14 protein-coding genes are annotated in these 13,097 nt (G+C 70.9%); 7 read left to right on the forward strand and 7 right to left on the reverse strand.

Annotated features, from left to right (window positions below; translation table 11 throughout):
• The first annotated feature begins 21 nt into the window (after positions 1-21).
• Complete coding sequence (locus tag AC3EUV_RS11490) at positions 22-384, forward strand: winged helix-turn-helix transcriptional regulator (RefSeq protein WP_387244685.1); 363 nt, start codon at positions 22-24, stop codon at positions 382-384.
• A gap of 125 nt (positions 385-509) precedes the next feature.
• Here the strand turns inward: AC3EUV_RS11490 and AC3EUV_RS11495 are convergent, their stop codons facing one another.
• Positions 510-944 carry a MarR family winged helix-turn-helix transcriptional regulator gene (locus AC3EUV_RS11495; protein WP_432141363.1) on the reverse strand — a complete coding sequence of 145 codons (435 nt, stop codon included), beginning with the start codon at positions 942-944 and terminating at the stop codon, positions 510-512.
• 473 nt (positions 945-1,417) lie between these two features.
• Here AC3EUV_RS11495 and AC3EUV_RS11500 point away from each other — a divergent pair, with 473 nt between their 5' ends.
• The 3 genes from AC3EUV_RS11500 to AC3EUV_RS11510 all read left to right on the forward strand — a co-directional run bounded on the left by AC3EUV_RS11500 (position 1,418) and on the right by AC3EUV_RS11510 (position 5,004).
• Positions 1,418-2,896, forward strand: a complete 1,479-nt coding sequence (locus AC3EUV_RS11500) for a DUF2252 domain-containing protein (protein ID WP_435602794.1) — start codon at positions 1,418-1,420, stop codon at positions 2,894-2,896.
• Positions 2,897-3,845: 949 nt separating this feature from the next.
• Positions 3,846-4,649, forward strand: coding sequence for a J domain-containing protein (locus AC3EUV_RS11505; RefSeq protein ID WP_432141420.1), 804 nt, complete (start codon positions 3,846-3,848; stop codon positions 4,647-4,649).
• 10 nt (positions 4,650-4,659) lie between these two features.
• Positions 4,660-5,004 carry a rhodanese-like domain-containing protein gene (locus tag AC3EUV_RS11510; protein ID WP_435602795.1) on the forward strand — a complete coding sequence of 115 codons (345 nt, stop codon included), beginning with the start codon at positions 4,660-4,662 and terminating at the stop codon, positions 5,002-5,004.
• A gap of 333 nt (positions 5,005-5,337) precedes the next feature.
• Here the strand turns inward: AC3EUV_RS11510 and AC3EUV_RS11515 are convergent, their stop codons facing one another.
• The 6 genes from AC3EUV_RS11515 to paaA form a co-directional block, all read right to left on the reverse strand.
• Positions 5,338-6,471, reverse strand: coding sequence for an acyl-CoA dehydrogenase family protein (locus AC3EUV_RS11515; RefSeq protein WP_432141360.1), 1,134 nt, complete (start codon positions 6,469-6,471; stop codon positions 5,338-5,340).
• Between the two features lie 216 nt (positions 6,472-6,687).
• The gene (locus AC3EUV_RS11520; RefSeq protein WP_435602796.1) at positions 6,688-7,731 is read right to left on the reverse strand and encodes a 2Fe-2S iron-sulfur cluster-binding protein; all 1,044 of its coding nucleotides are present in this window, start codon (positions 7,729-7,731) and stop codon (positions 6,688-6,690) included.
• Positions 7,731-8,228 (reverse strand): 1,2-phenylacetyl-CoA epoxidase subunit PaaD, encoded by a 498-nt coding sequence (gene paaD, locus AC3EUV_RS11525; protein ID WP_432141358.1) that lies wholly within the window; start codon positions 8,226-8,228, stop codon positions 7,731-7,733. Before paaD ends, AC3EUV_RS11520 begins: the two co-directional genes overlap by 1 nt.
• On the reverse strand, positions 8,222-8,938 hold the full coding sequence (paaC, locus tag AC3EUV_RS11530; protein ID WP_432141357.1) for a 1,2-phenylacetyl-CoA epoxidase subunit PaaC: 717 nt from the start codon (positions 8,936-8,938) through the stop codon (positions 8,222-8,224). Before paaC ends, paaD begins: the two co-directional genes overlap by 7 nt.
• A complete protein-coding gene (gene paaB / locus AC3EUV_RS11535; protein WP_432141356.1) occupies positions 8,938-9,255 on the reverse strand; it encodes a 1,2-phenylacetyl-CoA epoxidase subunit PaaB in 318 nt (105 codons plus the stop codon). The genes paaC and paaB overlap by 1 nt, the downstream gene beginning before the upstream one ends.
• The gene (gene paaA, locus AC3EUV_RS11540) at positions 9,252-10,202 is read right to left on the reverse strand and encodes a 1,2-phenylacetyl-CoA epoxidase subunit PaaA (protein WP_432141355.1); all 951 of its coding nucleotides are present in this window, start codon (positions 10,200-10,202) and stop codon (positions 9,252-9,254) included. Before paaA ends, paaB begins: the two co-directional genes overlap by 4 nt.
• 169 nt (positions 10,203-10,371) lie before the next feature.
• Between paaA and AC3EUV_RS11545 the strand changes: the two genes are divergently transcribed.
• From AC3EUV_RS11545 to AC3EUV_RS11555, 3 genes are read left to right on the forward strand one after another with little or no spacing between them, the layout of a single operon-like run.
• Positions 10,372-11,043 carry a DUF5819 family protein gene (locus tag AC3EUV_RS11545; RefSeq protein WP_432141419.1) on the forward strand — a complete coding sequence of 224 codons (672 nt, stop codon included), beginning with the start codon at positions 10,372-10,374 and terminating at the stop codon, positions 11,041-11,043.
• Entirely contained in the window at positions 11,040-12,419 is a 1,380-nt protein-coding gene (locus AC3EUV_RS11550; protein ID WP_435602797.1) for an HTTM domain-containing protein, read from the forward strand. Before AC3EUV_RS11545 ends, AC3EUV_RS11550 begins: the two co-directional genes overlap by 4 nt.
• A complete protein-coding gene (locus AC3EUV_RS11555) occupies positions 12,416-13,090 on the forward strand; it encodes a TrmH family RNA methyltransferase (RefSeq protein ID WP_432141353.1) in 675 nt (224 codons plus the stop codon). The genes AC3EUV_RS11550 and AC3EUV_RS11555 overlap by 4 nt, the downstream gene beginning before the upstream one ends.
• Positions 13,091-13,097: the final 7 nt, after the last annotated feature.

Genomic DNA, 13,097 nt, shown 5'->3' on the forward strand with positions numbered 1-13,097 from the left:
GGAAGGCGGTACTCTGGGTGTATGGCGGACCACGGCGAGGCGATGTGCAGGCAGGTCGACGGCAAGATGACGCGCGTCTTCGAGCTGTTCGGGAAGCGCTGGACGGGGCTGATCGTCGCCACCCTGATGCCGGGCCCGGTGCACTTCGCCGATCTGCGGCGGGCCATCCCGGGGATCAGTGAGCGGATGCTCTCCGACCGGCTCATGGAGCTGGCGTCGACCGGCCTGGTCGTCCGCGAGGTGGACGCGGGACCGCCGTTGCGCGTCTCCTACCGGCTGACGGAGGCCGGTCTGGCGATGGATCCCGCGCTCAAGGAGCTGGGGCGCTGGGCGGAGACCTATCTCGCCGACGGCGGGCAGTGTCCGGAGCGGTTCCGGAAGTAGGGGCGGTTCTGGAAGTTGGACCGGTTCCGGAAGTGGGTGTCGCGGGCCGAGGGGGCCGGCGGGCGGCGCGGCGGTCTCCGTCGGTGAGTGCGCGCCCGGGCGGGTGCCCCCAGTAGGCGGGCGCCTTACCCCAGCCGTTCCTGGGCGGCGTTGTAGCGGCGCAGATAGGTCGCGAAGCGGTCGAGATCTTCTTCGTCCCAGTCGGCCAGCCGCTCGTGGAACGCCCGGCGGCGGCTGGCGGTGACGTTGGCGAGTACCCGGTCGCCCTTCTCGGTGGGGTGCAGCACCTGGACGCGGTGGTCCTCCGGGTCGACGCGGCGTTCGACGAATCCGAGCTTCTCCAGCGCGGCGATCTGCCGGCTGACCGTGGACTTGTCCAGGAAGTAGTGCGCCGCGAGGTCCGTGGCGCGGCATCCCTGCTGGTCATCGAGGTGTACCAGCAAGGTGTAGGAGACCAGCGACAGCTCGGGATGCATCCGGGCCGCGGTCGCGCGGGCCCGGCGGGCGAACGCGGTCATCTCCTGCTGGATGGTCTCGACGGAGTCCTCGCGGTGAGCCACGGATTGCCTTTCGTAGAGTTAGTTGCACAGTACAACGCCGTTAGGGAGTTGTTATTGCCAACTACTGGCTCGCGGCGCCCCCTTCCAGGCGTCGCGGGTCCGGGCCGAGGTGAAAACCGGCCCCCGTGGCGACAGCTGAGCCGACGAGCGGAAAAGGTGGCGGCGACGGTGCCGGAACCGGCGCGGACCGGCAGGGTGGCCCGGGGCGCGGAGCCGGGGGCGGGCCACGGGTCCGCGAACGCCGCCGCGGCGCTGGAGGAGGAACTGGAGGTGGAGCTGGGAGAGGCGGTGGGTGTGGAGCGGTCCGAAGAGTTATCCACAGGTCTCTGCGGGCTGCGCGGGGCGTCGGTAACGTCATGGGCGTCGGCAGGCCGGAACCGCCCGGCGCGCGGACGAACGCAGAACGCAGAACACAGCGACACTGAAGCGCAGGACATCAAGAACACAGGTCGTGAAGGGGGAGGTGGCCCGCTATGCCGCGTGTGCCGTACGTACCGGGGTTTGCCCGTCAGGATGCCCAGGGACCGTCGCCCAAGGCGGTGGGGCGGGCGCTGCGGGATCGGCTCCCGCGTGCCGAGCAGGCCGAGCTGTCGATCGTGGACGGGCGGCCGGACGCGGTCGCGGCGGTCGAGGAGTCCAACGCCGGCCGGCTGCCCGAGCTGACGCCGATACGGGTCGGGCGGATGGCCGCGAGCCCCTTCGCCTTCCTCCGCGGCTCCGCGGGCCTGATGGCGTACGACCTGGCCGCCGACCCGGTGACCGGCATCGGCACACAGATCTGCGGAGACGCGCACGCCGCCAACTTCGGCCTCTACGGCGACGCCCGCGGCGGCCTCGTCATCGACCTCAACGACTTCGACGAGACCCTGCACGGGCCGTGGGAGTGGGACGTGAAGCGGCTCGCGGCGTCGGTGGTGCTGGCCGGCCGGGAGGCGGGCGCCGACGAGGACGACTGCCGCAGGGCGGCGCAGGACGTGGCGGGCTCCTATCGGCGCACGATGCGGCTGCTGGCCAAGCTCCCGGCCGTCGAGGCGTGGAACGCGATCGCCGACGAGGAACTGGTCTCGCACACCGACGCCCGGGATCTGTTGGGAACGCTGGAGCAGGTCGCGGAGAAGGCCCGTAAGAACACCAGCGCGCGGTTCGCGGCCAAGGCGACGGAGCCGACCGAGGACGGCGGCCGCCGCTTCGTGGATGCGCAGCCGGTACTGCGGCGGGTGCCGGACGCGGAGGCGGCAGCCGTGGCCGCGTCCCTCACCGGCTATCTGGACACGATCGCCGAGCACCGGCTGCCCCTGCTGGCCCGGTACGCGGTGCACGATGTCGCCTTCCGTGTGGTCGGCACGGGCAGCGTGGGCCTGCGGTCGTATGTGGTGCTGCTGCTGGACCACCGGGGCGAACCGCTGGTCCTTCAGATGAAGGAGGCGCGCGGTTCGGTGCTGGCGCCCTTCGCGGAGAAGGCCGGCTTCCCGGTGCCGTCGGTGGCGCACGAGGGCCGCCGGGTGGTCCTCGGCCAGCGCCGGATGCAGGTGGTCAGCGACATCCTGCTGGGCTGGACGACGGTGCCGGGCATGGCGTCGTCGGGTGTGGGTGGTGCTGGTGGCTTGGGTAGCACGGGTGGCACAGGTGGCGCGTACGTGGACAACGTCTCGCGGGACGGACTGCCCTTCCAGGTCCGCCAGTTCAGAAACCGCAAGGGCAGCGTGGACCCGACGCAGCTCTCCGGCGACCAGATGGACGACTACGCCCGGATGACCGGCGCACTCCTGGCCCGAGCACACTCACACAGCGCCGACCCGCGCCTGCTGGCCGGCTACTGCGGCAAGAACGAAGAACTGGACGAGGCCATAGCGACCTTCGCGGTCTCCTACGCGAACCGCGCGGAAGCAGACCACGCGACCCTGACCACAGCGGTGAAGAACGGACGGATCGCGGCAGAGATGGGGGTGTGAGGGGAGAGCGGGGGCAGAGCGAGGCTTGGGGCGGCTTGGGGCTGGGCTGGGGTTATTTGGGGCGCGCGGCTGGCGGTGGGCCTGTCGTTCGGTGGGTGCTGGGTGCTGGGTGCTGGGTGCTGGGTGCTGGGTGCCGGTTGCCGGGTGCGGGGTACCGGGTGCTTGGTGGGCGGGCGTCGGGGGGCGGGCTCAGGGGTGGTGTGAGCTCGGTAGGTGGGGCGTGGGGTCTGTAAGCGCTGGGCGTTCTGTGGGGGTGTGGGCTCCACGTGCAGGGCGTTCGGTGGGGGTGTACGGGCTCGGGGGGACGCGTCGGACGTTCTGTGGGGCGCGGGCTCCGTGGGACGGATGCCCTGTGGGGTTTGGGCTGGTTGCATCCGGGGGCTCCGTTGCGCCGGGGCGGTCTGGGGTGTGGGCGCCGTTTTTTGGGGGTGGCGGGAGGAGGGGGTGGGTGGGCTGGGGGGAGGGGAGGCCCCCAGGCCCAGCAGGAAGCGATTGAATGGCCGTAGGGGGCCGCGCTCGTCAGGGGCCGTACGCTGGCCGGGTGACGAACTCGCACGCGGAGAACGCGCAGGACGGCCAGCACCGACCGGACGTACCGGGCACCTCGGACGCCCAGGCCGACCCGCAGGCACCGGACGCCCGCGACGGCGGGCAGGGTGCCCAGCTCGGGCACGTCGGCGGTCCGGAGGATCAGGTCGCGGGCTCGGGGAGACTTGATGCCGGACATGGGGGCCAGACCGATCCACCCGCAGGCCAGGCCGCGGACGGGGCTGGGTCGGGTCTTGGTCAGGCCGCGCAAGGACACGAGTCGGGCGTCGGCCAGCCCGGGGCAGGCTCCGAGTCGGCCGTCGGTGACGCCGGGGCAGGGTCCGAGTCGGGCGTTGGTGACGCCAGGGCGGGAGCCGAGTCGGGCGTCGGTGACGTCGGGGCGGGGTCCGAGTCGGGCGGAGTGGCGGACGAGCAAGGGGCCGCGGCTCAGGACGAGGCGACCCGGCGGCTGGCGAAGGCGGTGCTGGCCGCGGAGCAGGCGCTGATCGAGTTCGAGATCGCGGTGGAGACCTTCCGGGTGGAGGTGGACAACTTCTCCCGTCTGCACCACCAGCGGCTCGGCCCCATGTACGCGCGGCTGGACGAGCTGGACGCGCAGATCGCCGAGGCGGTGGCGGCGCGTACGGGCGACCCCGCGGATATCCGTAAGGCGCGGGAGGCGCGGGCGTCGGTGCTGCCGATGCCGGAGGTCGAGGAGCTGTTCCACGGCTGGATGGGGTCGGACGGGCTGTTTCCGGAGGCCCAGGCGATGCTCACCGAGCAGTCGGTGCGGCCCCCGCAGAAGGTGCGGCCCAGCGAAGAGGCCCGCAAGGTCTACCGCGACCTGGTGCGCAAGGCCCACCCGGACCTGGCGCGGGACGACGCGGAGCGTGCCCGGCGGGACGCGTTCATCGCACGGGTCAACGCGGCGTACGCCCAGGGTGACGAGGCGGTGCTGCGCGAGCTGGCGCGGGAGTGGGAGGCCGGCCCCGCGCCGGTCGAGGAGCGGCTCAGCGAGAGCGAGGAGCTCTACGCGCGGCTGGAGTGGCTGGCCGAGCGCAAGGAGCTGCTGGCCGCGATGGCCGCCGAGCTGGAGGAGAGCGCGATCGGCGCGATGATCAAGATGGCGCCGGAGGACCCGGACGCGCTGCTGGACGAGATCGCCGAGAAGCTGATCGCCGATGTCGCGGAACGCGAGACGTACCTCGCGCAGCTGGTCCGGTAGCGTCGGGACCATGCAATTTGGTTCTGTGCCCACGGTCGGTGTCGACGCCCTCACGTCGGAGGATTTCCTCCTGGACGTGCGCGAGCACGACGAGTGGGAGGCGGGGCACGCCGAGGGTGCGCTGCACATCCCGATGAGTGAATTCGTCGCTCGCTACGGGGAGTTGACGGAGGCCGCTCCCGACGCCGGCAAGGTGTATGTGCTGTGCCGGGTCGGCGGGCGCTCGGCGCAGGTGGCGCAGTATCTGATCCAGCAGGGCGTCGACGCGGTGAACGTCGCGGGCGGCATGCAGGCATGGGAGGCCGCCGGCCGCCCCGTCTCGGACGGCAAGGGCGGCTCGGGGTCGGTCGTCTAGGCGCGGAGACGGAGAGCCGGCCTGCTGGGCAGCTTGGCTGGCTGGAGGGCTGTCCGGTCGGGCGGCGGTGAACCGTCCCCGGGCTGACGGCAGCCCCGGACTGGTCAGCCCCGGACGGCCGTCAGCCTTGAACGGCTGTCAGTCCCCTCCTCCTGGATGGTCGGCGAAGGCCGCACCAGATGATCCGCACCAGACGATCTCCCGTGGCGCTGAAGGCGCATGCGGCGCCGACGGTCGATTCCTGGACGAACGGGGCCGTGGCCACATTCCTGAGACCGCCGCCCGCGTACGGCTCCTCGCCCGGCCCCGCCCCGGCATCCGGTCGCTCCCGGTTCAGCCCAGCGGATGTGCAGCGAGTAGCTCGCCGAGGGATTCCTCGTGGGCGGCGGCCGGGCCGAGGGCGAGTTCGAGCTGTTTGGCCCAGGCGTGGTAGCGGTGCAGCGGGTAGTCGGTGTCGGCGCCGAAGCCGCCGTGCAGATGCTGGGCGGTCTGGACGACCCGGCGTACGCCCTCCGAGGCCCAGATCTTGGCCACCGCGACATCTCCCGCGAGTGGTAGCGGGCCGGCTGCTTCGGTGGTGAGGCGCCAGGCGGCCTGCCAGAGGGTGGCTTCCATGGCGCGCAGATCGATGAAGCGATCTGCGGCCTGGCAGGCGACGGCCTGGAAGGTGGCCACCGGGTACCCGAACTGTTCGCGCTTGCTGGTGTAGTCGCTGGTCATGTCCAGTACACGCGCGCCCAGCCCCAGAGCGAGTGCGCAGGTGCCGGTGGTCAGCACGTTGCGCAGCCATTCCCAGGCGGCGGGGTCGCTGATCGTTTCCCGGTCGCTGATACGTACGGAATCCAGTCGGACCTCGGCGTACGGCTCTCCGCTGGTGGAGATCTGGTCGTCGAGCGTGACGCCTGGGTGGGCGCAGGGGACGAGGGCCAGTACGGCGTGGCCGTCGGGGGTGTGGGCGGGGAGCAGGATCCGGTCCGTGGTCCGGGCCCAGGGGACAGCGGTCTGGACGCCGTCGAGGACCCGGTCGGCACCCTCCTGGTGGGCTGTCACGGCGAGATCGGCCGGCTCGTGCCCGGTGCGGCCATGGGCTGCGACGGTCACGACGAGGTCCCCGGCGCCGATCCCGGGGAGCACCTCCGCACAGAGTTCTTCGGTCCCATAACGCTGGATGGTGAGCGCGGCGGCGCCGGATTCCAGCAGTGGTACCCGGGCCAGCACCTTGGCCGACTCGCGGAGCACGAGGCAGAGTGCGATGGGGTCCAAGCCCGCGCCGCCGTGCTCGGGCGCGATCGGCAGGCTCAGCAGATCGGCGTCGGCGAGCTTGTGCCACAGCGCGCGGTCGAAGTCGTCGGCGACCGCACCGGGGGTGAGCGCCGGGCTGGGCACACTGTCCGGAGCGACCCCCGAGAAGACGGCCCTCGCCGCTTCGACGGCGGCCTGCTGCTCCTCGGTGAAGGTGAAGTCCACTGCTCTGTCCTCCCACGCGGCGCCTCGATCTGACGAAGCGTCAAGGTAGAACAGGTTGCAGGAATTGGGAATGGCGGAAGCGGTGGAGGGGCGAGGGAGTTGAGAGCGGCGGGGAGTGACTAGGGGCGGGGGGACGTGCTTGTGGGCGTCGGCCGGCGCCGGCTCCGGAGCCCGCCTCGCGCCCCGGATCGTCCGGCCGGTGTGCTCGCATCGGCCCTATCGATCGAAGTCCAGCTCCACCTTCTCCGTGACCGGGTGGGACTGGCAGGCCAGGACGTAACCCGCGTCGACCTCGTCGGATTCCAGGGCGAAGTTGCGGTCCATGCGGACCTCGCCCGAGACCAGAAAGGCGCGGCAGGTGCCGCAGACGCCGCCCTTGCAGGCGTACGGGGCGTCCGCGCGGTTGCGCAGGACCGCTTCGAGCAGTGATTCGCCGTCGTGGACGGGCCAGTTGCCGGAGCGGCCGTCAAGGGTGGCGGTCACGGTGCTGTGTGCGGGAGTGGCGGTTATGGGGGCGGTCGGGGCGCCGTTGTCGACGTGGAAGATCTCTTCGTGGATGCGCGTGCGGGGCACCTCGAGGGCGCGCAGGGCCCGTTCGGCGCCCTGGACCAGGCCGTAGGGGCCGCAGAGGTACCAGCCGTCGACGGAGTCGATCTTCAGGAGGGCGGGAAGGAGGGAACAGAGACGGGTCTCGTCCAGACGGCCGGAAGGCAGGCCGGCCTGTTGTTCCTCGCGGGAGAGGGCGTGGATGAGCTGGAAGCGCTGGGGGTAGCGGTCCTTGAGGTCGGCCACCTCCTCCAGAAACATCGTCGACGCCGCCGTACGGTCGCTGCGGATCAGGCAGAAGCGGGCGTCCGGCTGCTGGGCGAGCAGGGTGGCGGCGATGGACAGCACCGGGGTGATGCCGCTGCCGCCGACGATTCCGACGAAGTGGCCGGGGCGCGGTTCGAGGGTGAAGCGGCCTGCCGGGGCCATGACGTCCACCGTGTCGCCGACCGCGAGTTCCTTGAGCGCGTATGTCGAGAACGCTCCCTCCTCGACCAGCCGGATGCCCACACGTAGTACGGGCTCGTCGGTGGCCGGGGTGCAGATGGAGTACGTACGGCGGATCTCCTGGCCGTCGACCGATCTGCGCAGCGCGATGTGCTGCCCGGGGGTGTGCCGGAAGGTCGTGCGCAGCTCGGGCGGGACCGCGAAGGTGACGGCCACCGCGTCGTCCGTGAGCCGCTCGATCTCCCGGACCTGGAGCGGGTGGAACATCACAACTCCTTGAAGTGGTCGAAGGGTTCGCGGCAGGACTCACAGCGGCGCAGGGCCTTGCACGCCGTGGAGGAGAATCGGCTCAGCAGGGTGGTGTCGGTCGATCCGCAGTGGGGACAGCGGATGGTGAGGTCGAGGGCGACCGGTCCGCCGGCCGGGCCCGTCGGGCGTGGCGGTGCGATACCGAATTCGGCGAGCTTGCGGAGGCCCTCGGCGGTGATCGCGTCCGTGGTCCACGGCGGGCTGAGGACCGTACGCACCTCGACCTCGGGTATGCCGTGGTCGTGCAGCACCCGCTCGATGTCGGCCGACATCGCCTCGATGGCGGGGCAGCCGGTGTACGTCGGGGTGAGCTGCACCTCGACCCGGCCGGGGGCGGTGAGCTGCACACCGCGCAGCACGCCCAGCTCGGCGAGGGTGAGCACGGGCAGCTCGGGGTCGGGAACGGAGCCGGCCAGCGCGAGCAGTTCCTCTTCGAGGGCGGTGGTGGTCACCATGTCGCCCCCGGGTGGCTGCGGTGGAGGTGCTGCATCTCTGCGAGCAGCCGTCCGAACGATTCGGTGTGCAGGCCCTGACGGCCCGCGCCGGCCCGCCAGGCGCCGTGCGTGGGGCCTTCGGGAACGGTGAGGGTGGCCTGCTCCAGGGTGGCGGTGATGCGGGTGGTCCAGTCGTCGTGCAGAGCGGACCAGGGCACCGTTTCCAGTCCTTCCACCGGCTCGAAGAGTTCACCGGTGAACTGCCACAGGGCCTCCAGGGCGCGCTGCATCCGGGTGTGGCTCTCGTCCGTGCCGTCGCCGAGGCGCAGCGTCCACTGGTGGGCGTGGTCGCGGTGGTAGGCGACCTCCTTGACGGCCTTCCCGGCCAGGGGTGCCACCTCGCTCTCGGTCGCGGCGAGGTGGTCGAACAGCAGCTCCTGGTAGGTGGAGAAGTAGAGCTGGCGCGCGATGGTGTGGGCGAAGTCGCCGTTGGGCTGTTCCACGAGCTGGAGGTTGCGGAACTGCCGTTCCTCGCGCAGATAGGCCAGCTCGTCCTCGTCACCGGCCAGTGAGAGCAGCACTCGGGCCTGGCCGAGCAGGTCCAGCGCGATGTTGGCCAGTGCGACCTCCTCCTCCAGGACCGGGGCGTGGCCGGCCCACTCGCCCAGGCGGTGGGAGAGGATCAGGGCGTCGTCCCCGAGGGGCAGGGCCGGGGTGGCGGTGATGTTCATCAAAGGTGATGCACCCCGTCCGGGATCTCGTAGAAGGTCGGGTGGCGGTAGGGCTTGTCGCCGGCCGGTTCGAAGAAGGCGTCCTTCTCGTCCGGCGAGGAGGCGGTGACCTGCGCCGAGGGCACCACCCAGATGGAGACGCCTTCCGAGCGACGGGTGTAGAGGTCGCGGGCGTTGCGCAGTGCCATTTCGGCGTCCGGGGCGTGCAGGCTGCCGGCATGGGTGTGCGAGAGACCGCGGCGGCTGCGGACGAAGACCTCCCACAGCGGCCAGTCCGTGGGCGCTGCGGCGGTTTCGGCGGGGCGTGGTGTCGTCATCGGGTGGCCTTCCCGTGCTTGGCCGCGTGGGCGGCGGCTGCCTCACGGACCCAGGCGCCATCCTCATGGGCCTGTCGCCGGCGGCTGATCCGTTGTGCGTTGCAGGGGCCGTTGCCATTGAGGACCTCGCGGAACTCGGCCCAGTCGATCGGGCCGAAGTCCCAGTGACCGCGCTCGTCGTTCCACGTCAGATCCGGGTCGGGGAGCGTCAGCCCGAGGGCCTCGGCCTGGGGGACGCAGATGTCCACGAAGCGCTGGCGCAGCTCGTCGTTGGAGTGCCGCTTGATCTTCCAGGCCATGGACTGCGCGGAGTGCGCCGACTCGTCGTCCGGCGGGCCGAACATCATCAGGGACGGCCACCACCAGCGGTCCACCGCGTCCTGCGCCATGGCGTGCTGCGCCTCGGTGCCGCGGCTGAGGGTCAGCAGGAGCTCGTAGCCCTGGCGCTGGTGGAAGGACTCCTCCTTGCAGACGCGGACCATGGCGCGGGCATAGGGACCGTACGAACACCGGCACAGCGGGACTTGGTTGGTGATCGCCGCGCCATCCACCAGCCAGCCGATGGCGCCGACGTCGGCCCAGGTCAGGGTCGGGTAGTTGAAGATCGAGGAGTACTTCTGGCGGCCGGAGTGCAGCTTGTCCAGCAGCTCGTCGCGGCTGGTGCCCAGGGTCTCGGCGGCGCTGTAGAGATACAGGCCGTGGCCGGCCTCGTCCTGCACCTTCGCCATCAGGATCGCCTTGCGGCGCAGGGACGGCGCCCGGGTGATCCAGTTGGCCTCCGGCTGCATGCCGATGATCTCGGAGTGGGCGTGCTGCGCTATCTGCCGCACGAGCGTCGAGCGGTAGGCGTCCGGCATCCAGTCCCGCGGTTCGATGCGCTCTTCCGCGGCCACGGTGGCGTCGAATACGGCCTCTCGGGCCGTCTCTTCCGGCGCGATCGTCGTCATGTGGTGCCCCCTCGCTGCTCCCGACCGACCGATCGTTCGGTTCAATGGTGAGTGGGCGGACCTCGGGTGTCAAGCCTGTGGATAACTCAGGAGAGGTGTGCCCGCCCGGGCCGCCTAGGTACGGTTCCGAAGCGGAGTTGGCCGCATGGATTCTTGGAACGGGGCGGGAATGCAGTCATACGGGGACGAATCGCGGCCACTGGCCGCGCTCTCGCTGCCCTCGCGGATCGTCATAGGAGTGGCGGCCTGTGCCATCGCGGTCGCCGTCGCGATTCATCTCGCGATGATGTTCCTGCATGTCGCACCGTCGAACACGCTCAGCAAACAGCAGGGCGCACTGATCAGCGACTACGTCTATCCCGAGTACGAGCAGAACTGGAAGCTGTTCGCACCCAATCCCCTCCAGCAGAACAACGCGGTCCAGGTCCGCGCACAGCTGCGCACCGCGGACGGCACTGCGCGGACCACCGGCTGGACCGACCTGACCGCCCGCGACGGCCAGGCCATCCGGCACAACCCGATGCCCAGCCACACCCAGCAAAACCAGCTGCGCCGCGGCTGGGAGCTCTTCGTCAACACCCACAACGCGCAGAACCGCCCGGTCGGCCTGCGCGGTGAGCTGTCCGAGCGCTACATCCGGCGGCTCGTGCTGTTCCGGATGGACGACGAGTGGACCAGGGGCGGCGGCCGGGTCGAGCGGATGCAGGTCCGCTCGCAGACGACGGCGGTCCGCCCGCCGCCGTGGAGTACCGAGAAGATCAGCGATAAGCCCGTGTTCCGCGTGCTGCCCTGGTGGCAGGTCACCGCAGCCGACCTGCCCGAGGGAGCGACCCACCAGTGACGTCACCGACGCCCCAGCAGCCTCAGCAGACGCCCGGCGCACAGCAGCCCGCGCACCCCACCGAGCCGACCGACGTGCCTCAGCAAGCGCCGGCATCCCAGGCGCCCCAGGAGCCCGAGCCCTACGAGGAGACCCGGATCGAGCGCGCCATCGGCCGCGGCTTCCGGTACGCCACCGGCCGTGCGCTGGCCCCGTACCAGACCGCCGTGATCCGGATCGGCTTCTCGGCGACCTGGCTGCTGTTCCTGCTGCGGGAGTGGCCGCACCGCGCGGTCCTCTACGGGCCGGACAGTCCCTGGAACCTGGACATGGCGCGCCGGCTGCTGGACGGCAACCATGCCTTCTCCGTACTGCCCTGGTCCGACGGCCGCGGCTGGTTCGAGGGCGTCTACCTGCTGGCCATCGTGGCCGCCGCGCTGCTGATGCTCGGCTGGCGCACCCGCACCATGTCGGTGCTCTTCATGGTCGGCGTGATCTCGCTCCAGAACCGCAGCATCTTCATAGGGGACGGCGGCGACAACGTCATCCACCTGATGTCGATGTATCTCGTGCTGACCCGGTGCGGGCAGGTCTGGTCGCTGGACGCGCGCCGTGCGAAGCGGGCCGCGGCCGCCGCGGACGGAGCCGAAGGCGCGGCCTCCCGCGATCTGCCCGGCGTCATCCTGTGGGCCGTGCTCGGCCTCGCCCTGGCCGTCGCCCAGCTGGGCGGCAACTACGGCCTCAGCTGGTTCGACAACGGCCCGTTCCCGCACATCGGCTGGAGCCTGGTGCTGTGGGGGCTGTGGGTGACGCACGGGCTGTGGTGGGCGGTGCAGCGGTACGCGCCCGGCGAGCCCCGCGTCGTACTGGACACCCTCGCCAAGCTCGCCCACAACGGCGCGCTGCTGGTGATCATGGTCGAGGTCTGCCTGATCTACGCCACCGCCGGCTGGTACAAGATCCAGGGCAGCCGCTGGCAGGACGGCACCGCCGTCTACTTCCCGATGCACTTGGACTACTTCTCCCCCTGGCCGGCGCTGTCCGAGCTGCTGGGCAGCAACGGCGTGATGATCATGCTGATCACCTACGGCACGGTGATGGTGCAGGTCGCCTTCCCGTTCACGCTCTTCAACCGCCGGCTGAAGAATGTGCTGCTGGTCGTGATGATCTGTGAGCACCTCTCGATCGCGATCCTGCTGGGGCTGCCGTTCTTCTCGCTCGCGATGATCACTGCGGACGCGGTCTTCCTGCCCACGAACTTCCTGACCTGGCTCTCCGCGCGCCTCTCCGGCCTGCGGGAACGCCTGTTCTCGCGCGGCGGTCCGGCCCAGCCGGCCGGCGGTGAGCCGGACACCCGTACGGAGCACAGCGGCGGTGGCCATACGCTCGTGGGGTGAGCAGCGAGAAAACCGCCCCCGCCGAGCCCCTCCAGTACGACGAGGGGTACGGGCCGCAGATCGGCGTCGGGCCGCACCCGGAGCCCTGGCCGCAGGACGAGCGGTTCGACCCCGAGCTGCTCGCCCACGGTGACCGCCGCAATGTCATCGACCGCTACCGCTACTGGACGCGCGAGGCGATCGTCGCCGACCTCGACACCCGCCGCCATGACTTCCATGTGGCCGTCGAGAACTGGGGCCACGACTTCAACATCGGCTCGGTCGTCCGGACCGCGAACGCGTTCCTGGCCAAGGAGATCCATATCGTCGGGCAGCGGCGCTGGAACCGCCGGGGCGCGATGGTGACCGACCGCTACCAGCACGTCCGCCACCACCCGGACACCGCTGACCTGACCGCCTGGGCGGCGGCCGAGGAGCTGCCGATCATCGGGATCGACAACCTGCCCGGCGCCGTCCCCCTGGAGACGACCGAGCTGCCGCGCCGCTGTGTGCTGCTCTTCGGCCAGGAGGGGCCGGGGCTGACCGAGGAAGCGCGCCGGCACGCCTCGCTGGTCTGCTCGATCGCGCAGTTCGGCTCGACCCGCTCGATCAACGCGGGGGCCGCGGCGGCCATCGCGATGCATGCCTGGATCGGCCGCCATGCGCGGATCGAGGGCCCGGGCTCCCTCTGACAGGCCC

Source organism: Streptomyces sp. bgisy130, assembly GCF_057708345.1.